The sequence below is a fragment of the Citrobacter sp. S39 genome, from assembly GCF_009495675.1.
Classification (GTDB): domain Bacteria; phylum Pseudomonadota; class Gammaproteobacteria; order Enterobacterales; family Enterobacteriaceae; genus Citrobacter; species Citrobacter freundii.
Map to the genome: position 1 here is coordinate 2775916 of NZ_CP045555.1, position 21005 is coordinate 2796920.

Genomic DNA, 21005 nt, shown 5'->3' on the forward strand with positions numbered 1-21005 from the left:
CTGATTGAATACCGTTTATGCTGTAAGTTTGCTTTAAAAGGAAAACCGAATGTTCACGCTGAGCTGGCAACCGCCTTATGACTGGCCCTGGATGCTGGGATTTCTTGCCGCCCGTGCGGTTGAAGGTGTCGAAACCGTAGAAGAACTGAGTTATGTCCGAAGTCTGTCCGTAGGGGAGCATCGTGGTCTGGTGAGTGTTGTCCCGGATCTGCACGCCAATGTGTTACACGTGACGTTGAGCTCAGGGTTACAGCCTGTAGCCTCCGAGTGCCTGGCAAAAATAACGCGCTTGTTCGATCTTTCATGTTGCCCGCAGCAAATTGTCGGCGCGCTGGGTAACCTCGGCGCGGCGCGTCCGGGATTGCGCCTGCCGGGATGTGTCGATGCTTTTGAGCAAGGGGTACGGGCGATTTTAGGACAGTTAGTCAGCGTGGCGATGGCCGCGAAACTGACAGCGAAAGTAGCGCACGCTTATGGCAATACGCTGGAGGATGCGCCCGAGTATGTGTGTTTTCCCTCTCCAGAAGAGCTTGCCAACGCCGATCCGCTGCACCTGAAAACGTTAGGAATGCCGCTCAAACGCGCTGAAGCGTTGATTCACCTTGCTCATGCAACCCTTGAAGGAACGCTCGCGACAACAGCCCCTGCCGATATCGAACAAGGCGTTAAGCAGCTACAAACATTTCCCGGGATAGGGCGATGGACCGCCAACTACTTTGCGCTGCGCGGCTGGCAGGCGAAGGACGTTTTTCTGCCGGATGATTATCTGATTAAGCAGCGTTTTGCCGGCATGACACCAGCCCAGATCCGGCGGTATGCAGAGCGCTGGAAACCCTGGCGCTCCTATGCGCTGTTGCACATCTGGTATACGGATGGTTGGCAACCGTCAGTTGATGGCGAAATTGCTGGTATTCAGTAGCAGATCCAGCGGTTGGGCGTCGGCAATAATATCGCCATAAATCATATCAATACCGATGCCAGAAAGCGTATCCATGATGAGTGGCAGTTGCACCGGACCGGCGATGGTTTTAATGTCCAGGCGCTGAGCATGACCCTGGATAATGGACACCCACATTTCGTCGATCAAGTTGCCGGGAGCGCTGGCACTTAGCTCGCTGTCGAGTAACAGGTAATCGACAATGTGATATTTCAGGTTGTCAAAAAGCTCTAAGTCGCGACCAACCTGACTTAACACAATTCGACAACCGTACTGCCGCAGTCGATGCAGGGCGGATACCGCCTGCGTTGGGCTTGTTTTGATGACGCTGGATGGAACGGTCAGATGCAGCAATCGTGGTGGTAGCGGGCTGCGTTGCAAGTGCTCTAGCAGCTCATCTACCAGTTCTGTGTTGAGCAGGCCGGCGGCGGAAAGGGGCAGGGCAATACTGAGGCCCTTGTTGGCGACAGCCGAGGCAGCACTCTGGAAGAACTCGCCGAATACCCGACGATCGAGCGCCTGACTCAACGTGGGATCGACCAACCCGGCATGGAAGGCTTGATCTTCAATGACTTCACCCTCAGCGGTGCCTAAGCGAAGCGAGATAATCCAGAAGCTAAAAGTCTCCGGTATACGCGGAGAAGCAACACCTCTGGCGATCATCAGCATAGGGTTGTGTGTAATAGTGTGTCTTTGTTCATCCAATGACAGTTGGCTACGCGCGGCATGGGCCTGGCTTTGCTGAGGTTCATAGACACAGACTCGCCCACGTCCGCTGTTTTTCGCCGCGTAGCAGGCGATATCGGCCTGAGACATAACGTCAGTCGCGACATGGTTTTTCTCATCAATCAGCGTAATTCCCGCACTGGCGCCAATACGGTGCAAACGGCCTTCCCACATAAATTGGTAATTGTTAATAGCACTGATGATGCGTCCTGAGATAAAGCGGGCGCTTTCGATATTACAATCCGGCAGCAACAGACCAAACTCGTCGCCGCCAAGGCGCGCCAGCATATCGCTGGATCGCAACATGCTGAGCATAAGCGCAGAGAGCTCACGCAGCAGGGCATCGCCGGCGGCATGACCCGCGCTGTCGTTCACAGCTTTAAAACGATCCAAATCGATAAAAACCAGTACATGGCACTGGCGCGTGTCGTGTACCGAATGCAGCAATTGTTTTAGATGGTTTTCGAAGCTGACCCGGTTTGCCAACTGCGTCAGGTCATCATGTGAGGCACTGTAGCTAAGCTGGCGGAGCATCTTCCGTGACTCTGTGACGTCCTGAATGACTAACACCGAACCAATGCTGCCGCCGTCAAGGGTGCTGAGGGGCGTGATGCTGTACTGAATGTCATAACTGTTGCCGTTACGACAATGCAGGACCACTTCCTGCTCGATTGCCGTACGCGACATGTCAGCACTGTAGATATTTTCCATCAGCGGACCGTTCTCGCCAAAAGTAATATGTAGTACCGTCAATAGCGGAATGCCGATGGCACTGTCCTGCTGCCAGCCGCTCATTTTCTCAGCGACCGGATTCATAAAGGTCACGTTCATATCGACATCAATACAAATTACCGCTTCGCCGATTGAGTCCAGCGTAATGTGCAGGCGCTCTTTTTCCTGATACAGCGCTTCGTTAAGCTGCTTCACTTCGGTCATATCCATATTGATACCAAGTAAGCGTTCAACTTCACCGTCTTTATTCAGCACCCGGTTGGCCAACGAGCGGATATGGCGTATGCCATCTTTTACTGCGATACGAAACTCAAGCTTAAACGGAGCCCGTGCGGCCAGCGAATCACGAATCACATTTTCGGCGTACTCGCGATCTTCAGGTATGAGGCATTGATACCAGACTTGCCAACTGGGTTTGATATGTGCGGGAACTTCATACAGATCGAACATCCGTTTATCCCAACTGATCACGTCAGGCTGCAGTTCCCATTCCCAAATCCCAATACCCCCGGCTTCATTGGCGAGAGTAATGCGCTCCATCAGCCGTTTATTAATCCACTCGGTATGCTTCAGGTCGTTAATGTCTTCAACCTGAGCGATAAAGTAGAGTGGAGTGTTGTCGCTATGGCGCACCAGCGAAACGGCCAGCAACGCCCAGACGACGTCGCCCGCGCGGGTGTAATAGCGTTTTTCCATGGAATAGCTATTAATCTCTCCGCGTGCCAGCATGTTGAGCTGCTCAAGGTCGTTGTTCAGATCTTCCGGCCAGGTTAATTGCTGGAAGGTCAGCGAACGTAGCTCCTCCTGGCTATAGCCCAGAAACTGGCACAAGGCTTTATTGGCCTGTAGCCATTGCCCCTCGGTGCCAACCAGTGCCATGCCAATCGCGGAATATTCCATGGCGTTGCGAAAGCGCGATTCGCTTTCTGAAATGTGCTTGCGTTCGGCTCGAAACGCGTACATCACCATGGTCATCATGTTGGCTGGCAACAGGATCATTAAAAACGGCAGCCAGGGTATGCTGGTCAACATGGTCAGTTTGGGGGTGTAGAGCAACGAAGGGTCGGCGGCCAACATCAGCGAAACCATCATCACGGTGCTGAGGAATATTAAAAACGCCTCCATACGCGGCAGACGGACAGCGCTCCACATCAGCAGGACAATAACGCAAGTGAACGGCCATGGAATGTACATCATCGACAGCCAACTAAGCGTTAAGGTCACCAATAGCGTAATCAGGGTCTCAAGCAGTAAACGCGGGTTGCGATGGCGCAGCAGGTAATGTGGTTTAAACAGCAAACCTAACGGCACCAACGCCAGTGCACCAATGGATTCTGACAGTACCCAAATGAGAAAGGTATTTAACGTAGTTTCCTTCGGCAGCAACATCCACATCAACACGCCGCCCAGCAGTGGCGGAACAACCGCGCTGCCAAATGCCAGGCGCGCCCAGTCGTTAAGATTTTGTAAAGGATTGTACCAGGGCAGCAGTTTACGCAATAACATTGCACCAACAACAGCCTCAATAATGTTAATGACCGTATAGGAGAAATTAAGCGACTGTACGGGGAAGAAGAGTAAAGAGGCGCCGATGCTACCGAATGAGCAAGCCAGCGCGATCCCAGGCCACATCCTTCCAGCGTGACGGTAAAAAGCCACCATCATGATAGAGGTTGGAAACCACAGCGGTGCAAGCTGTGCGCCGTAACGTGACAGTTCCAGCGAAAACAACGTAAAGATGAAAGCCACCAGACCTAAACTGGCCAGGCGCAGTAGAGGATGGGGTAAGGTAACTAAAACATGTTGGGATTGTTTACTCATTACCACTCTACCCAAATAGCCGTTGTCGCCCAGCAGAGATGCCGGACGCATCACATTTAATCTGGGATTATGCTAGTACAAACAATTTACAATTTATACGCCAGCTGCTCATAAATTAACACTCCCAAGCTATTAATTCCTAAGGCAGGTGAATAAATATAGCGGCTGTTCTAAATCTGAGCATTTTAATTTGCGACAGGGACAGCATTGGTGCAGCCTGGGGTGGCATCGCGCCGCTGAAATCCCTATAATTGCCGCGTTTGGCGTTTCGGCGCCGCCCTTCCTTACATCCAGGTTAATCAGGTCGCTAAATTTATGACTGATCAGTCCCATCAGTGCGTCATTATCGGCATTGCCGGCGCATCGGCTTCCGGCAAGAGCCTTATTGCCAGTACTCTTTATCGCGAATTGCGTGAACAAGTCGGTGACGAACATATTGGCGTTATTCCCGAAGACAGCTATTACAAAGATCAAAGCCATCTGTCGATGGAAGAACGTGTAAAAACCAACTACGACCATCCGAACGCGATGGACCATAGCCTGCTGTTTCAACATCTGCAAACGCTGAAACGCGGCTCTGCCATTGAGCTGCCGGTATATAGCTATGTTGAGCACACGCGTACGCAGGACACTATTCATATCGAACCCAAGAAAGTCATCATCCTGGAAGGCATTTTGCTGCTGACGGATGCGCGTTTGCGTGACGAGATGAACTTCTCTATTTTTGTTGATACGCCGTTGGATATTTGCCTGATGCGCCGTATCAAGCGGGACGTGAACGAACGTGGTCGTTCAATGGATTCGGTGATGGCGCAATACCAGAAAACCGTCCGCCCAATGTTCCTGCAATTTATTGAGCCTTCAAAACAATACGCCGACATCATTGTGCCGCGCGGGGGTAAAAACCGCATCGCCATCGATATTCTGAAGGCTAAAATCAGTCAGTTCTTTGAATAAGTTCAGCGAATTGTGTACCGTTCAGTGATAACCTGGTTCACCCTTAACGCACCTGGCATTAAGGGTTTGAAGCACGAAAGGAGAAAGTGCCATGCGTTTATGTGACCGAGATATTGAAGCCTGGTTGGATGAAGGTCGCCTGTCGATCAATCCACGCCCTCCTGTCGAGCGAATCAATGGCGCCACGGTAGATGTGCGCCTTGGCAACAAATTCCGTACGTTCCGCGGTCATACGGCGGCGTATATCGATTTAAGCGGACCGAAAGATGAAGTCAGCGCCGCGCTGGATCGCGTGATGAGTGATGAAATCGTCCTTAAGGACGGCGAAGCCTTTTTCCTGCATCCGGGGGAACTTGCACTGGCGGTAACATTCGAATCCGTGACGCTGCCTTCCGATCTCGTCGGTTGGTTAGATGGCCGTTCTTCGCTGGCTCGTCTGGGACTGATGGTACACGTCACCGCACACCGTATCGATCCGGGCTGGTCTGGCTGTATCGTACTGGAGTTTTACAACTCCGGAAAATTACCGCTGGCTCTGCGTCCGGGGATGCCGATTGGCGCGTTAAGTTTCGAACCGCTTTCCGGTCCGGCAGCGCGACCCTACAACCGTCGTCAGGATGCGAAGTATCGCGACCAGCAGGGCGCCGTTGCCAGCCGGATCGATAAAGACTGAGTGTTTATCAGTCCATTGGGGATAGCATGAGACGATTTCTGACGACGCTGATGATTCTTCTGGTCGTGCTGGTGGCCGGCTTTTCTGCGTTAGTACTGTTGGTGAATCCGAATGATTTCCGCGCGTATATGGTCAAGCAGGTTGCCGCACGTAGCGGGTATCAGCTGCAGTTGGATGGCCCCCTGCGTTGGCACGTATGGCCGCAACTGAGTATCCTCTCAGGGCGAGTGATGTTAACGGCTGAAGGCGCCAGCGAACCCCTGGTTCGTGCTGATAATATGCGTCTCGACGTTGCATTGTGGCCGCTGTTGAGCCACCAGCTCAGCGTGAAGCAGGTGATGCTCAAAGGCGCAGTGATTCAATTGACCCCGCAAACTGAGGCGGTACGCGGCAAAGATGCACCCGTTGCCCCAAAAGACAATATGTTGCCCGATCTGGCGGAAGACAAAGGATGGTCGTTTGATATCGCCCGTCTGCGCGTTGCCGACAGTGTTCTGGTGTTCCAACATGAAGACGATGAACAGGTTACCGTTCGCGATATTCGTCTGGAGATGGAACAAGATAGCCAGCACCGCGGCACGTTTGATTTCTCCGGGCGTGTGAACCGCGATCAGCGCGATCTCGCGTTATCCTTTAACGGTACGGTCGATGCCTCCGATTATCCGCACAACTTATCTGCGAATATTGAGCAGTTAAGCTGGCAACTGCATGGGGCCGATCTGCCGCCGCAGGGGATTAACGGTCAGGGACATCTTCAGGCGCAATGGCTGGAAGAGAAAAAACAGCTTTCATTTAGCCAGATAAATTTGACCGCTAATGACTCTTCTTTCTCCGGGCAAGCGCATGTGGCCTTGTTGGAAAAACCGGAATGGGCCGTTGACCTAAAATTTGGTCAGCTCAATCTGGATAACCTACTCGTACAACATGACGCAGCGGTGACAGCAAAAGGTGAAGTTCAGCAAGGTCAGAGTCAGTCAACGCTGGCGCGCCCCGTTATTGCTTCCCAGGTTGATGCTGTTTCGTATCAGGGACTCAAGGGTTTTTCGGCAGACATCGCTTTGCAGGCTGACAAAGTGCTGTGGCGGAAAATGGCGTTTGAGAATGTCTCGGCAAAAATAGACAACCGGTTCGGTTTACTGAGCATTGCACAGTTGCAGGGAAAAAGTGATGGCGGGCTGATCTCATTGCCCGGCACGCTGGATGCCAGAAAGGGAGAACCGCGAGCGGTCTTTCATCCGCGCCTGGAAGGTGTTGAAATTGGCACTATTCTGAAGGCCTTTGATTACCCCATCGCACTCACCGGCAAGCTGTCGTTGGCAGGAGATTTTTCCGGCTCGGATATTGACGCCCAGGCGTTTCGTCACAGCTGGCAAGGGCAGGCCCATGTCGAAATGAACGATACGCGAATGGAAGGGATGAACTTCCAGCAGATGATACAGCAGGCCGTCGAGCGTAGCGGTGGAGATGCTAAAGCCCAGCAAAATATGGAGAACGTGACCCGTCTGGATCATTTTGTAACCGATATGACGCTGGATAATGGTGAGGTTACGCTGGATAACATGGTTGGGGAGTCCGCTATGTTGGCACTGACCGGCAAAGGAACGTTAGATCTGGTGAAGCTGAATTGCGACACGCTGTTTAACATTCGCGTGCTGGGCGGTTGGGATGGTGAAAGTAAGTTGATTAATTTCCTGAAGGCCACCCCGGTTCCTCTCAGAGTCTATGGTCAATGGCAATCACTGAACTACAGTCTGCAAGTTGATCAGCTTTTGCGTAAACATCTGCAGGATGAAGCAAAACGTCGCCTGAATGACTGGGCCGATCGCAATAAAGATTCCCGCAACGGCAAAGATGTTAAAAAGTTGCTGGATAAGCTCTGATTCATATTGCCGGACGGTGGCTAATGCCCCATCCGGCTCGTGACTTACACCTCGTAATCCATCTCTTCTTCACTGTGTAGCGGTATCAGCTGGACTTTTTGCACGCGATGATTTTCCACCTGCAGTGTTTTTAGCCGATAGTCGCCAACCTGGACTTCCTCCCCGGTTTTTGGGATGCGCTGCAAATATTCCATTAAAAGCCCGGCAATGGTGTGATACTCACGTTTTTCATCTAATGGGATAGGGACGTACTGCACCAGGTCTTCCAGCGGCATATGCCCGTTAGCGGTCCATGAACCATCGGCGTTTTTCTGAATATCATGGCGGGCGTCGATTTCCTCTACCTCGTTTGGCAGATTGCCGGCGATGGTTTCCATCACATCACTCAGCGTCACAATCCCTTCGACGGAACCAAATTCATCGGCTACAAACGCGAAGTGCGTCCGGGCGTTTCGGAACTGCTCAAGCGCCGGAAGTAGCGGCAGAGTTTCCGGGAACACCAGCGGCTGGCGAATCAAGACGCGCAGGTCGAGCGGCTCGCCGCGCAGAGACTGTTGCAGCAAATCGATGACATGCACCACGCCAAGCAGTTCTTCCTGCCCGTCTTCGCCAGTGACCACCAGACGCGTATGCTGGTTTTTTTCCAGTAAGGCGCGGATTTCTGCTTCGGGAGCATTGAGGTCGATGTGTTCAATATCGTGACGCGAGGTCATGATACTGCTGACGGTACGCTGATTGAAGTTCAGCACACGTTCAATCATCCTCCGCTCCTGAGGCGCGAAAATCTGACCTTCATGATGGTCCGCCAGCATTGCCGCGGTTTCGGCATCCAGTTCGGCATCTTCTTTTTGCCCGCTCAGCAGCCGCATTACCGCCTCGGCGGTGCGCTGGCGCAGAGTATGGTTGGCTGAGAGGAAGCGACGACGGTTAAAGATAGCCAACTGGTTTAATGCTTCGATCATCACCGAGAAGCCGATGGCCGCATACAGGTAACCTTTCGGGATATGGAAACCAAATCCTTCGGCGACCAGGCTAAAACCAATCATCAGCAAGAAGCTCAAGCACAGAATAACGATAGTTGGATGACTGTTGACAAAGCGTGTCAGCGACTTGCTCGCCAGCACCATCAGGCTGATGGCAATAATCACCGCAGCCATCATCACGGCCAGGTGATCGACCATCCCAACAGCGGTAATGACGGAATCGAGAGAGAATATGGCGTCCAGCACCACGATCTGCGCGACCACACCCCAGAACTTAGCGCCTTTACGCTGGGTGGGATTGTCGCTGTCTTTTCCTTCCAGCCGTTCGTTGAGCTCCATAGTGGCTTTAAACAGCAGGAAGAAACCGCCGAACAGCATGATCAGATCGCGGGCGCTGAAGCTGAGATCGCGAATGCTGAACAGCGGTGTGGTCAGCGTTACCAGCCAGGATATTGATGCCAGCAGCAGCAGGCGCATAACCATCGCCAGCAGTAGCCCGGTAATACGCGCCTTATCCCGCTGGGCAGGAGGTAGTTTCTCCGCGAGGATGGCAATAAAAACAAGATTATCAATGCCAAGAACAAGTTCGATCACGATTAACGTGACCAGTCCGGCCCAGATTGACGGATCGGCAATCCATTCCATAGTAAATGCTATACCCATAGTTGTATGACAATTGTCACAATTCGATCATGGGTAAAACTGGCGAAAAATGCAATGGCGAGAGGGGATTTCTCTGTCGGTTATATCAGAACAGATGCAGAATAATAGCCTTAATGTAACTACAGGAAATGATTTTATTAATCTTAATATATTTAAGAAATATCGCAGGTGGGATGTTTCTATATCAATATTGTCAACATCAATAAAATCCTAAAAATATACAAATCCAACGCTTAATATTAATCTTAAAAGCTTGGTATCGGTGGCTTGTTATCTTGCCTGATATTCGCTTAGCTGCAACAATTCTTGCGGTAATAATCAAAAGATAAATATTTCCTCATTAACCAGTGACGTCATTCCCGATGCGTTGCTGCTGTAAATGTGATGAAAATAAAGGAGAAGATAAAAATTTAAATTAATCAGTGCATTGGTAGCTAGTGAAGCCAGGGGCGGTAGCGTGTCTGGTCGCCTGAAACAAGCCTAAATTATTCTGTCAAGAGACCGCAGATGAATTCATTTTTTTTAGGACTGATGCCAGTTAAATTCCATTTCAATTAACGGCAAGGTAAATATGTACAGGCGAAGTCGCTATTTAGATTGCATGTGATAATTACTCTGCCAAAGTGATAAATAATCAATGATGAAATCCAAACTTAAATTGATACCAGTATTGGTATCGGTAATCTTGATAAACGGTTGTACCGTGCTTCCGGGCAGCAATATGTCTACGATGGGCAAAGATGTGATTAAACAGCAGGACGCTGATTTTGATATCGATCGCATGGTGAATGTTTATCCACTCACCCCACGGCTGGTAGAACAATTACGTCCTCGACCAAATGTTGCACAACCTAATATGTCGCTGGACCAGGAGATTGCCGGGTATCAGTACCGGGTCGGTCCGGGGGATGTCCTGAATGTGACCGTCTGGGACCATCCTGAACTCACCACCCCGGCCGGGCAGTACCGTAGTTCAAGCGATACCGGCAACTGGGTACAACCTGATGGCACGATGTTTTACCCCTACATCGGCAAAGTCAGCGTTGTAGGGAAAACGTTGGCAGAGATTCGTAGTGATATTACCGGGCGCTTAGCGAAGTACATTGCTGACCCGCAGGTGGACGTTAATATCGCCGCTTTCCGCTCGCAGAAGGCCTATGTCTCCGGGCAGGTGAACAAATCCGGTCAGCAGGCCATCACCAACGTGCCGCTTACCGTTCTCGATGCCATTAACGCCGCTGGCGGTCTCACCGAAGCGGCAGACTGGCGCAACGTTGTGCTGACTCATAAAGGGCAGGAGCAACGCATTTCACTGCAAGCACTGATGCAAAATGGCGACCTGAGCCAGAACCGACTGCTCTATCCTGGCGACATTCTGTTTGTCCCGCGTAATGACGATCTGAAAGTCTTTGTAATGGGGGAAGTGAAAAAACAGAGCACCCTCAAAATGGACTTCAGTGGCATGACGCTTACCGAAGCGCTGGGCAATGCCGAAGGTATTGACCTGACCACCTCCAATGCCAGCGGTATTTTCGTTATTCGACCATTGAAAGGCGAAGGCGGGAACAACGGCAAGATCGCCAATATCTATCAGCTTGATATGTCCGATGCGACATCGCTGGTGATGGCAACATCATTCCGACTCCAGCCATACGATGTGGTGTACGTCACTACTGCGCCGGTTGCTCGCTGGAACCGTTTGATCAATCAGTTGCTGCCGACTATTAGTGGTGTTCGCTATATGACGGACACGGCCAGCGACCTTCACAACTGGTAATCGTCATGTTTAACAAAATCTTAGTTGTCTGTGTGGGGAATATTTGCCGTTCCCCGACGGCAGAGCGCTTGTTAAGGCAATTTCACCCGGCGTTGACGGTCTCTTCTGCCGGTCTTGGGGCGCTGGTGGGGAAAGGCGCGGATCCGTGCGCCATTAGTGTGGCGCAGGCGCACAACCTGTCACTGGATAATCATTGTGCCCGGCAGATCTCGGGACGAATGTGCCGGGAGTATGACCTGATCCTGGCCATGGAAAAGCGCCATATCTCTGCCCTGTGTGAAATGGTGCCGGAGATGCGCGGCAAAGTGATGCTTTTTGGTCACTGGGATAGCGAGCGCGAAATTCCCGATCCGTATCGTAAAAGCCGTGATGCGTTTGACGCGGTGTACACATTACTTGAACGGTCTGCCCGCCAATGGGCTCAGGCACTGAACGCAGAGCAGGGAAAACGATGACAGAAAAAGTTAAACAGTCTGCTGCGCCGGTAACGGGCAATGATGAAATCGATATTGGTCGTCTGGTCGCAACGGTGGTGGAAGCCCGCTGGTGGGTACTTGGCATTACCGCGGCTTTTGCATTGTGTGCCGCGGTCTACACGCTGTTCGCCACCCCAATCTATAGTGCGGACGCGCTGGTGCAAATTGAGCAAAATACTGGAAATTCACTGGTGCAGGATATTGGCTCGGCGTTGTCGAACAAACCCCCGGCCTCGGAAGCGGAAATTCAGCTCATTCAGTCTCGACTGGTATTAGGGAAAACGGTAGACGATCTCAACCTCGATATCGGCGTGACCAAAGATACGTTCCCTATTTTTGGCGCGGGCTGGGACCGGCTGATGGGCCGTCAGAACGAAACGGTTAATGTGACTACCTTCACGCTGCCAAAGGCAATGAATGAACAGACCTTCACGCTCAATGTGCTGAATGACAAAAGCTATCAACTGGTGAGTGACGGGGGTTTTAGCGTTCGGGGGCAAGTCGGCAAGGTGTTGGAACACGATGGCGTGACGATGCTGGTTGAGGCGATTCATGCCAGCCCGGAGAGCCAATTTACCGTCAGCAAATTCTCCACGCTGGGCATGATAAACACCCTGCAAAATAACCTGATGGTGACGGAAACAGGCAAAGATACCGGTGTATTGAGCCTGACTTTTACCGGTGAAGACCGCGAGCAAATCCGCCAGATCCTCGACAGTATTACCCGTAACTATCTGCAACAAAACGTGGAACGTAAATCCGAAGAAGCCGCCAAAAGTCTGGCGTTTCTGGCCAGACAGTTGCCTGAAGTGCGTAACCACCTGGATGTTGCTGAAAACAAGCTGAACGCCTTTCGTCAGGATAAAGACTCCGTGGATTTGCCGCTGGAAGCCAAAGCGGTGCTGGATTCGATGGTGAATATCGATGCTCAGCTGAATGAACTGACCTTCAAAGAAGCGGAGATTTCCAAGCTGTTCACCAAAGCGCATCCGGCGTACCGCACGCTGCTGGAAAAACGCCAGGCGCTGGAAGATGAGAAAAGTAAGCTGAACGGGCGCGTAACGGCGATGCCGAAAACGCAGCAGGAAATTGTTCGCCTGACGCGTGATGTGGAGTCCGGTCAGCAGGTCTATATGCAGTTGCTGAACAAGCAACAGGAACTGAAGATTACCGAGGCCAGTACGGTCGGTGATGTGCGCATTGTCGATCCCGCGATTGCCCAGCCTGGCGTGCTGAAGCCGAAAACGGCGCTGATTATTCTCGGCAGTATCATTCTCGGTTTAATGCTTTCCGTGGTGGGCGTACTGCTGCGTTCTCTGTTTAATCGCGGTATTGAAAGCCCCCAGGCGCTGGAAGAGCATGGTATCAGCGTGTATGCCAGTATTCCGCTGTCTGAATGGCAAAAAGCGCGTGATAACGTTCAGACCATTAAAGGTGTGAAACGCTACAAGCAAAGCCAACTGCTGGCCGTGGGGAATCCAACGGATCTCGCCATAGAAGCGGTCCGTAGCCTGCGTACCAGCCTGCACTTTGCCATGATGCAGGCGCGTAACAACGTATTGATGCTGACCGGCGTCAGCCCGTCGATTGGGAAAACGTTTGTCTGCGCTAACCTGGCGGCAGTTATTAGCCAGACTAACAAACGCGTGCTATTGATCGACTGCGACATGCGCAAAGGCTATACCCACGAACTGCTGGGGACCAATAACGTCAACGGCCTGTCTGAGATCCTCATTGGCAAAGGGGATATCTCATCCAGCGCTAAACCGACATCGATTCCGCATTTTGATCTGATCCCTCGCGGTCAAATTCCTCCCAATCCTTCCGAACTGTTGATGAGCGAGCGCTTCGGCGAACTGATTGCCTGGGCCAGCTCGCACTATGACCTGGTGTTGATTGACACCCCACCAATTCTGGCGGTGACCGATGCGGCTATCGTAGGGCGCCACGTCGGCACCACGCTGATGGTAGCGCGTTATGCGGTCAACACGCTTAAAGAGGTGGAAACCAGCCTGGGCCGCTTCGAGCAAAATGGCATTCAGGTGAAAGGGGTGATCCTCAACTCGATCTTCCGCCGCGCGAGCGGGTATCAGGATTACGGCTACTACGAATACGAATACACGTCGGATTCGAAATAACTAACAGCAACGCATATTGAATGTAGGCCTGATAAGCGTAGTGCCATCAGGCAACTTTTTTTGGAAACGAAAATGACCACAGAAAACCCGCTAATTTCAATTTACATGCCAACCTGGAACCGCCAGCAGCTGGCCATTCGGGCGATTAAATCGGTGTTGCGCCAGGACTATCCTCACTGGGAGATGATCATTGTGGATGATTGCTCTTCCTCATATGAGCAGTTGCAGCAGTTTGTTGAGGAACTCAACGATCCGCGCGTGTCGTATACGCATAATTCCACCAACTCCGGGGCCTGCGCGGTACGTAATCAGGCCATTATGCAGGCCAACGGACAATACATTACGGGGATTGATGATGATGATGAATGGACGCCGAACCGACTGAGTGTATTTCTCAACTATCGCCATCATTTGGTCACGCGGGCGTTTCTGTATGCCAATGACTATGTCTGTGAGGGCGAAGTGTATTCGCAGCCGACCAGTCTGCCGCTCTATCCTAAGTCCGTTTATTCACGCCGCAGGTTTTATAAGCGCAACATCATTGGTAACCAGGTATTTACCTGGGCATGGCGGTTTAAAGCATGTCTGTTCGATACCACGCTGAAAGCGGCGCAGGATTACGACATCTTCCTGCGCATGGTGGTGGCGTATGGCAAACCGTGGAAGGTCAAAGAGGCAACGCAGATCCTGCATGTGAATCACGGTGAGATGCGCATTACCTCATCGCCGAATAAATTCTCCGGCTACTTTCAGTTTTACCGCAAGCACAAAGGCAAATTTGACCGGGCCAGCAAGAAATATCAGCTGTTTACCCTCTATCAGATCCGCAATAAACGGATGAACTGGCGCACGCTACTGACGCTGCTTTCTGTTCGCAACAGTAAGCGTCTGGCCGACGGACTGCGAGGACGCTAATTATGCTGGAAGATTTACGCGTGAACGGCTGGAGTCTGCGCCCCTGCTGCATGGTGGTGGCCTATCGGATTGCCCATTTTTGCTCCGTCTGGCGTAAAAAAAACATCTTAAACAACCTGTGGGCCGCTCCGATACTGGTGATGTACCGCCTTATCACCGAATGCCTGTTTGGCTATGAAATTCAGGCTGCTGCATCAATCGGTCGTCGTTTCACCATCCATCATGGCTATGGGGTGGTTATCAATAAACATGTGGTTGTGGGGGATGATTTTACCCTACGTCACGGCGTCACCATCGGCAATCTTGGCACCAACGATTTGTCCTGCCCGGTAATCGGTAACAGCGTTGAGCTGGGGGCCAATGTCACTCTGCTTGGCGACGTTGCTATTGGCGATAACGTGACGATTGGTGCCGGGAGCGTCGTGGTGGATAGCGTTCCGGACAATGCGCTGGTCGTAGGCGAGAAGGCACGGGTGAAGGTAATAAAATGAAGATATTACAATTTAATGTGCGACTCGCAGAAGGTGGGGCGGCAGGCGTGGCGTTAGATTTGCATCTGAGGTCGCTGGAAAAAGGGCTGTCGTCGCGTTTTGTCTATGGCTATGGCAAAGGCGGTAAAAAAAGCGCCAGCCATGCGAAATACCCGCAGGTTATCAAATATACGCCGCGCCTGACGTCGGCGGCGAACATTGCGCTGTTTCGTTTCGCGAACCGCGACATGTTCGGCAATCTCGACAAGCTATATCGTACGGTTACCCGCACTAACGGCCCGCTGGTACTGCATTTTCATGTGTTGCACAGCTACTGGTTGAACCTGGAAGAGGTAGTCTCCTTTTGCCAAAAAGTGAAAGCGCATAAACCGGATATCACCTTCGTCTGGACGCTGCACGATCACTGGAGTGTGACCGGGCGCTGTGCCTTTACCGATGGCTGCGAAGGCTGGAAAACGGGCTGTCTGCAATGCCCAACGCTGAGCAACTATCCGCCGGTAAAAATCGATAAAGCCCATCAACAGTTGCCCGTTAAGCGGCAGATGTTTCGTGCGATGCTGGCGCTGGGTTGCCAGTTTATCTCGCCCAGTCAGCATGTGGCCGACGCCTTCAACAGCCTGTATGGCGCGGGACGCTGCCGCATTATCAATAATGGCATTGATGTGGCAACTGAAACCATTCTTGCCGAACTACCCGCGATGCCTGAGGAGAGCGGTCGGCCGAAAATTGCCGTGGTGGCTCATGACCTGCGCTATGACGGCAAAACCAGTCAGCAACTGGTGCGAGCTATTACCGCGCTCGGAGACAAAATTGAGTTGCATACCTTCGGCAAATTTTCGCCATTTGCGGGAGATAACGTCATCAATCACGGTTTTGAGAGCGATAAGCGCACGTTGATGAGTGCGCTTAATCAGATGGATGGACTGGTGTTCAGCTCCCGTGTCGATAACTACCCGCTGATTCTGTGCGAAGCGCTGTCCATCGGCGTACCGGTAATAGCCACGCACAGCGATGCCGCGCAGGAAGTGCTGGCTAAATCAGGTGGAAAAACGTTCAGCGAAGCTGAAGTGTTGCAACTGGTGCAGCTGAAAAAATCAGACATTGCGCAGGCGGTATTTGACACGTCGCTTGCCGCATTTAGCCAGCGCAGCCAGTTGGCATACAGTGGACAACAGATGCTGGAGGAATATGTCTCGTTCTATCAGAATCTGTAGCTATCTGGTGCTACCGCTGCTTTATCTGCTAGTAAACGTCAAACTCGCCCAGCTTGGCGAGAGCTTCCCGATAACTATCGTCACCTTTTTACCCGTTCTGCTGTTGCTGTTTATCGAGCGCATCAATATCAAAAAATTAATGATCGCGCTGGGCGTAGGGGGCGGACTGACGGCATTTAACTATCTGTTCGGTCAGTCACTGGATGCCAGCAAGTACGTGACGTCCGCCATGTTGTTTATCTATACCGTGGTGATTATTGGCATGGTATGGAGTATTCGCTTCAAAACCATTTCACCGCATAACTACATTAAAATCTTGCGCTTTTTCTGGCTGGTCGTGGGACTGGTGGTGGGGTTAGCTGCAGCTGAAATGGCACAGATAATTCTCAGCGGCGGCAGCAGTTTAATGGAAGTTATTTCGAAATATCTTATTTACAGTAACAGCTATGTTCTGAACTTTATTAAGTTTGGTGGGAAACGAACCACCGCGCTCTATTTCGAACCGGCATTCTTCGCTCTGGCGTTAATCTCAATTTGGCTCAGTATCAAACAGTTTGGTATCAAAACACCTAAGTCCGATGCTATGATTCTGGTAGGGATAATATTATCGGGATCGTTTTCAGGAGTAATGACGTTTATTTTGTTTTACCTCCTGGAATGGGCGTTTCAGTACCTAAATAAGGATGCGATAAAAAAGAAGCTACCTCTGGCGATAATCTCATTGAGCGTGTTTTTAGTTGGTGTGATATTTGCTTTTCCGTACATCGCAACGCGGCTTGGTGATTTAGGAACTGAAGGTTCGTCATCGTATTATCGTATCGTAGGACCATTAGTGATGGTCGGTTATTCATTACTGAACGTTGATGGCGTAGTGAGATTTGGCTCACTTTATGAATACGTCGCGTCATTCGGAATTTTTAACGGTGCAGATGTCGGTAAAACAATAGACAATGGCTTGTATCTGCTGATTATTTATTTTTCATGGTTCGCGGTGATATTAGCCCTATGGTACATGGGGAAGGTCATGAAAATGATGATCAATGCGTTTGGCGATAATCAGAATTATCGGGTGCAGCTTTATCTTTTTACACCATTGTCACTGTTTTTTACAGGTTCAGTATTTAGTCCGGAATACGCATTTTTAATTGTGTGTCCGTTTATTTTGCGCAAGGCGCTGAATATCGCGAGGTAACTTACATGCTGCTCAGTATCATTACCGTCGCCTTTCGCAATCTGGAAGGGATCGTCAAAACTCACGCGTCGCTGGCACATCTGGCGCAAGCGGGTGATATCAGTTTTGAGTGGATTGTTGTTGATGGCGGCTCCTCGGATGGTACGTCGGCGTTTCTTGAAGGACTCAGTGGAGAACACCGGTTACGGTTTGTCAGCGAGCCGGATAACGGCATCTATGATGCGATGAACAAAGGCATCGCCATGGCGCGCGGGCGGTTTGCACTGTTCCTCAACTCCGGGGATATTCTGCATGCGAATGCGGCTTGTTTTATCCGCCAGCTAAAAATGCAGAGTGACCAAACTATGGTCATTGGCGATGCGTTGCTGGATTTCGGCAATGGCAACAAAATTAAGCGTCGGGCAAAACCGGGTTGGTATATTTATCACAGCCTGCCAGCCAGCCATCAGGCAATATTTTTTCCGCTCTCAGGACTGAATGTCTGGCATTATGATTTGCAATATAAAATATCGTCAGATTACGCGTTGGCAGCCAAATTATACAAGTCCGGTTACGCTTTTAAAAAGCTGCGCGGGTTGGTGTCGGAATTTTCTATGGGCGGAGTGTCAACGACGAATAATTTGGAATTGTGCCGGGATGCCAAAAAAGTACAGCGCCAGATATTACACATGCCAGGTTTTTGGACCGGTTTGTCAGAATATTTACGCCTGCGCACAACCGATAAAACAAAAACCTTATATGGAAAAACGTAAGGGCACAGTATGCAAGACTTAAGCGGATTTAAAGTGCCTGGAGGTTTTCGCGGCGGCGGCGCTATTAAAGTGCAATTATGGTGGGCGGTGCAAGCAACATTATTTCGCTGGTCTCCACAGGTCATGTATCGCTGGCGTGCTTTTTTATTACGGATGTTTGGCGCAAAAATAGGAAAAAACGTAGTCATTCGGCCTTCAGTAAAAATTACTTATCCGTGGAAACTAACTCTGGGAGATTATGCCTGGGTGGGTGATGACGCGGTTTTATATACGTTAGGTGATATTACGATTGGGGCCCACGCAGTTATTTCGCAAAAAAGTTATTTATGCACCGGGAGTCATGATTATGCCAGCCAACATTTTGATATTAACGCCACACCGATAGTGGTTGGCGATAAATGCTGGCTGGCGACAGATGTGTTTGTCGCGCCTGGCGTGACGATTGGCGATGGCACCGTCGTCGGAGCACGAAGCAGCGTATTTAAATCGCTGCCAGCAAATGTCATTTGTCGGGGAAATCCCGCAGTAGTCACGCGCGAACGCGTCGAGAAAGTTACTCCCTGAGGGGATCACTGAAGAGGTTATAACATGTCAAAAGTCGCTCTCATTACTGGCGTAACCGGGCAGGATGGTTCTTACCTGGCAGAACTCCTGCTGGAAAAAGGGTACGAAGTACACGGTATTAAGCGTCGCGCTTCATCATTCAACACCGAACGTGTGGACCACATCTACCAGGATCCGCATTCAGGCAATCCCAAATTTCATCTGCATTATGGCGATTTGACGGACTCCTCCAATCTGACCCGTATTTTACAGGAAGTCCAACCGGATGAAGTCTATAACCTGGGTGCCATGAGCCACGTTGCGGTGTCGTTTGATTCACCGGAATACACCGCAGATGTTGATGCGATCGGCACCTTGCGCTTGCTGGAGGCGATCCGCTTCCTTGGTCTGGAAAAAAAGACCCGTTTTTATCAGGCGTCTACCTCTGAGCTGTACGGTCTGGTTCAGGAAATCCCGCAGAAAGAGAGCACGCCGTTCTATCCGCGTTCACCGTATGCCGTTGCTAAGCTGTACGCCTACTGGATAACCGTCAACTACCGTGAGTCTTACGGGATGTATGCCTGTAACGGCATTCTGTTTAACCACGAGTCTCCGCGCCGCGGCGAAACCTTTGTCACTCGCAAAATTACCCGGGCGATCGCCAACATCGCTCAGGGGCTGGAGTCTTGCCTGTACCTGGGCAACATGGATTCACTGCGCGACTGGGGGCATGCCAAAGATTACGTCAGGATGCAATGGATGATGCTGCAGCAGGATAAGCCGGAAGATTTCGTGATTGCCACCGGCGTGCAGTATTCCGTGCGCCAGTTTGTAGAAATGGCGGCTGCTCAGCTGGGGATTAAATTGCGCTTTGAAGGTGAGGGCGTGAATGAGAAAGGCATCGTGGTTTCCGTGACCGGACATGATGCACCGGGCGTGAAGCCAGGCGATGTCATGATTGCCGTTGACCCGCGCTACTTCCGTCCGGCTGAGGTGGAAACGCTGCTGGGCGATCCGGCCAAAGCACATGAAAAACTGGGCTGGAAACCGGAAATCACGCTGCGCCAGATGATCTCGGAAATGGTTGCTAACGATCTTGATGCGGCGAAGAAACATTCCCTGCTCAAGTCGCACGGTTACGAGGTCGCCATCGCGCTGGAGTACTGAGGATGAAGACACAACGTATTTTTGTGGCGGGCCATCGCGGGATGGTGGGGTCCGCCATCGTCAGACAATTGTCGCAGCGAAATAATGTGGAGCTGGTGCTGCGTACCCGCGACCAGCTTAATCTGCTGGACGCCAGTGCGGTGCAGGCGTTTTTTGCCGCTGAACGTATTGACCAGGTTTATCTGGCGGCGGCAAAAGTAGGAGGGATTGTGGCAAACAATACTTATCCTGCTGATTTTATTTATGAAAATATGATGATTGAGAGCAACATTATTCATGCTGCACATCTGCATAACGTGAATAAACTGTTGTTTCTCGGGTCATCCTGTATTTATCCCAAGCAAGCTACCCAGCCAATCGCCGAGAGTGAACTGTTGCAGGGGACACTTGAACCGACCAATGAGCCGTATGCGATTGCCAAAATTGCCGGTATCAAGCTGTGTGAATCGTATAACCGACAGTATGGCCGTGATTATCGCTCGGTGATGCCGACCAATCTGTATGGGCCGCATGACAACTTTCATCCGAGTAAGTCGCATGTGATCCCGGCGCTGCTGCGCCGCTTTCATGAAGCTCGCGGGCAAAATGCTCCGGATGTGGTGGTATGGGGCAGCGGGACGCCAATGCGTGAATTTCTGCATGTCGACGATATGGCGGCGGCCAGTATCCACGTGATGGAGTTGGCTCAGGAAGTGTTGCAGGAATATACCCAGCCGATGCTGTCGCATATCAACGTGGGGACCGGCGTGGACTGCACCATCCGTGAACTGGCGCAGACTATTGCGGAGGTCGTGGGCTACAAGGGGCGCGTGGTGTTTGACGCCAGCAAACCGGACGGCACGCCGCGCAAATTGCTCGACGTTACGCGTCTGCATCAGTTGGGCTGGTATCACGAGATATCTCTGCAAGCGGGGCTTGCCAGTACATATCAGTGGTTCCTTGAAAACCAGCAGCGTTACCGGGGGTAA

17 protein-coding genes are annotated in these 21005 nt (G+C 51.3%); 15 read left to right on the forward strand and 2 right to left on the reverse strand.

What is annotated here, in order from left to right:
* Positions 1-49 precede the first annotated feature (49 nt).
* Positions 50-919 carry a DNA-3-methyladenine glycosylase 2 gene (gene alkA, locus GFB57_RS13055; protein WP_003036780.1) on the forward strand — a complete coding sequence of 290 codons (870 nt, stop codon included), beginning with the start codon at positions 50-52 and terminating at the stop codon, positions 917-919.
* On the opposite strand, the gene GFB57_RS13060 is transcribed toward alkA, so the two are convergent.
* Positions 887-4216 (reverse strand): diguanylate cyclase, encoded by a 3330-nt coding sequence (locus tag GFB57_RS13060; protein WP_003036778.1) that lies wholly within the window; start codon positions 4214-4216, stop codon positions 887-889. The two genes, alkA and GFB57_RS13060, sit on opposite strands and share 33 nt — an antisense overlap.
* Before the next feature lie 315 nt (positions 4217-4531).
* Here GFB57_RS13060 and udk point away from each other — a divergent pair, with 315 nt between their 5' ends.
* From udk to asmA, 3 genes are all read left to right on the forward strand, one after another.
* Positions 4532-5173 (forward strand): uridine kinase, encoded by a 642-nt coding sequence (gene udk, locus GFB57_RS13065; RefSeq protein ID WP_003036776.1) that lies wholly within the window; start codon positions 4532-4534, stop codon positions 5171-5173.
* Between the two features lie 91 nt (positions 5174-5264).
* A complete protein-coding gene (gene dcd, locus GFB57_RS13070) occupies positions 5265-5846 on the forward strand; it encodes a dCTP deaminase (protein WP_003036774.1) in 582 nt (193 codons plus the stop codon).
* Between the two features lie 26 nt (positions 5847-5872).
* Positions 5873-7726 carry an outer membrane assembly protein AsmA gene (asmA, locus tag GFB57_RS13075; protein WP_003036770.1) on the forward strand — a complete coding sequence of 618 codons (1854 nt, stop codon included), beginning with the start codon at positions 5873-5875 and terminating at the stop codon, positions 7724-7726.
* Between the two features lie 44 nt (positions 7727-7770).
* Here the strand turns inward: asmA and GFB57_RS13080 are convergent, their stop codons facing one another.
* Entirely contained in the window at positions 7771-9354 is a 1584-nt protein-coding gene (locus GFB57_RS13080; RefSeq protein WP_003036767.1) for a TerC family protein, read from the reverse strand.
* A 655-nt stretch (positions 9355-10009) separates the two neighbouring features.
* Here GFB57_RS13080 and GFB57_RS13085 point away from each other — a divergent pair.
* The 11 genes from GFB57_RS13085 to GFB57_RS13135 all read left to right on the forward strand — a co-directional run bounded on the left by GFB57_RS13085 (position 10010) and on the right by GFB57_RS13135 (position 21005).
* Positions 10010-11149 carry a polysaccharide export protein gene (locus tag GFB57_RS13085; protein ID WP_003036765.1) on the forward strand — a complete coding sequence of 380 codons (1140 nt, stop codon included), beginning with the start codon at positions 10010-10012 and terminating at the stop codon, positions 11147-11149.
* Positions 11150-11154: 5 nt separating this feature from the next.
* Positions 11155-11604: a low molecular weight protein-tyrosine-phosphatase Wzb gene (wzb, locus tag GFB57_RS13090; RefSeq protein ID WP_003036763.1), complete on the forward strand. Its 450-nt coding sequence runs from the start codon at positions 11155-11157 to the stop codon at positions 11602-11604.
* Positions 11601-13763: a tyrosine-protein kinase Wzc gene (gene wzc / locus GFB57_RS13095; RefSeq protein ID WP_003036761.1), complete on the forward strand. Its 2163-nt coding sequence runs from the start codon at positions 11601-11603 to the stop codon at positions 13761-13763. The genes wzb and wzc overlap by 4 nt, the downstream gene beginning before the upstream one ends.
* Positions 13764-13835: 72 nt before the next feature.
* Complete coding sequence (wcaA, locus tag GFB57_RS13100; protein WP_003036760.1) at positions 13836-14678, forward strand: colanic acid biosynthesis glycosyltransferase WcaA; 843 nt, start codon at positions 13836-13838, stop codon at positions 14676-14678.
* 2 nt (positions 14679-14680) lie between these two features.
* Positions 14681-15169 carry a colanic acid biosynthesis acetyltransferase WcaB gene (wcaB, locus tag GFB57_RS13105; protein WP_003036758.1) on the forward strand — a complete coding sequence of 163 codons (489 nt, stop codon included), beginning with the start codon at positions 14681-14683 and terminating at the stop codon, positions 15167-15169.
* A complete protein-coding gene (wcaC, locus tag GFB57_RS13110) occupies positions 15166-16383 on the forward strand; it encodes a colanic acid biosynthesis glycosyltransferase WcaC (RefSeq protein ID WP_003036756.1) in 1218 nt (405 codons plus the stop codon). Before wcaB ends, wcaC begins: the two co-directional genes overlap by 4 nt.
* Entirely contained in the window at positions 16358-17575 is a 1218-nt protein-coding gene (wcaD, locus tag GFB57_RS13115; protein ID WP_003036755.1) for a colanic acid polymerase WcaD, read from the forward strand. The genes wcaC and wcaD overlap by 26 nt, the downstream gene beginning before the upstream one ends.
* 5 nt (positions 17576-17580) lie before the next feature.
* The gene (gene wcaE, locus GFB57_RS13120) at positions 17581-18327 is read left to right on the forward strand and encodes a colanic acid biosynthesis glycosyltransferase WcaE (RefSeq protein WP_003036753.1); all 747 of its coding nucleotides are present in this window, start codon (positions 17581-17583) and stop codon (positions 18325-18327) included.
* Positions 18328-18336: 9 nt separating this feature from the next.
* Entirely contained in the window at positions 18337-18891 is a 555-nt protein-coding gene (gene wcaF, locus GFB57_RS13125; RefSeq protein WP_003036750.1) for a colanic acid biosynthesis acetyltransferase WcaF, read from the forward strand.
* Between the two features lie 24 nt (positions 18892-18915).
* Positions 18916-20037 (forward strand): GDP-mannose 4,6-dehydratase, encoded by a 1122-nt coding sequence (gene gmd, locus GFB57_RS13130; protein WP_003036748.1) that lies wholly within the window; start codon positions 18916-18918, stop codon positions 20035-20037.
* A gap of 2 nt (positions 20038-20039) precedes the next feature.
* Positions 20040-21005, forward strand: a complete 966-nt coding sequence (locus GFB57_RS13135) for a GDP-L-fucose synthase (protein WP_003036746.1) — start codon at positions 20040-20042, stop codon at positions 21003-21005.

What these genes read in the sequence shown, in the direction of transcription:
- alkA (WP_003036780.1), top strand. Translation starts at nt 50, where the DNA reads ATGTTCACGCTGAGCTGGCAACCGCCTTATGACTGGCCCTGGATGCTG.
- GFB57_RS13060 (WP_003036778.1), bottom strand. Translation starts at nt 4,216, where the DNA reads ATGAGTAAACAATCCCAACATGTTTTAGTTACCTTACCCCATCCTCTA.
- udk (WP_003036776.1), top strand. Translation starts at nt 4,532, where the DNA reads ATGACTGATCAGTCCCATCAGTGCGTCATTATCGGCATTGCCGGCGCA.
- dcd (WP_003036774.1), top strand. Translation starts at nt 5,265, where the DNA reads ATGCGTTTATGTGACCGAGATATTGAAGCCTGGTTGGATGAAGGTCGC.
- asmA (WP_003036770.1), top strand. Translation starts at nt 5,873, where the DNA reads ATGAGACGATTTCTGACGACGCTGATGATTCTTCTGGTCGTGCTGGTG.
- GFB57_RS13080 (WP_003036767.1), bottom strand. Translation starts at nt 9,354, where the DNA reads ATGGAATGGATTGCCGATCCGTCAATCTGGGCCGGACTGGTCACGTTA.
- GFB57_RS13085 (WP_003036765.1), top strand. Translation starts at nt 10,010, where the DNA reads ATGATGAAATCCAAACTTAAATTGATACCAGTATTGGTATCGGTAATC.
- wzb (WP_003036763.1), top strand. Translation starts at nt 11,155, where the DNA reads ATGTTTAACAAAATCTTAGTTGTCTGTGTGGGGAATATTTGCCGTTCC.
- wzc (WP_003036761.1), top strand. Translation starts at nt 11,601, where the DNA reads ATGACAGAAAAAGTTAAACAGTCTGCTGCGCCGGTAACGGGCAATGAT.
- wcaA (WP_003036760.1), top strand. Translation starts at nt 13,836, where the DNA reads ATGACCACAGAAAACCCGCTAATTTCAATTTACATGCCAACCTGGAAC.
- wcaB (WP_003036758.1), top strand. Translation starts at nt 14,681, where the DNA reads ATGCTGGAAGATTTACGCGTGAACGGCTGGAGTCTGCGCCCCTGCTGC.
- wcaC (WP_003036756.1), top strand. Translation starts at nt 15,166, where the DNA reads ATGAAGATATTACAATTTAATGTGCGACTCGCAGAAGGTGGGGCGGCA.
- wcaD (WP_003036755.1), top strand. Translation starts at nt 16,358, where the DNA reads ATGTCTCGTTCTATCAGAATCTGTAGCTATCTGGTGCTACCGCTGCTT.
- wcaE (WP_003036753.1), top strand. Translation starts at nt 17,581, where the DNA reads ATGCTGCTCAGTATCATTACCGTCGCCTTTCGCAATCTGGAAGGGATC.
- wcaF (WP_003036750.1), top strand. Translation starts at nt 18,337, where the DNA reads ATGCAAGACTTAAGCGGATTTAAAGTGCCTGGAGGTTTTCGCGGCGGC.
- gmd (WP_003036748.1), top strand. Translation starts at nt 18,916, where the DNA reads ATGTCAAAAGTCGCTCTCATTACTGGCGTAACCGGGCAGGATGGTTCT.
- GFB57_RS13135 (WP_003036746.1), top strand. Translation starts at nt 20,040, where the DNA reads ATGAAGACACAACGTATTTTTGTGGCGGGCCATCGCGGGATGGTGGGG.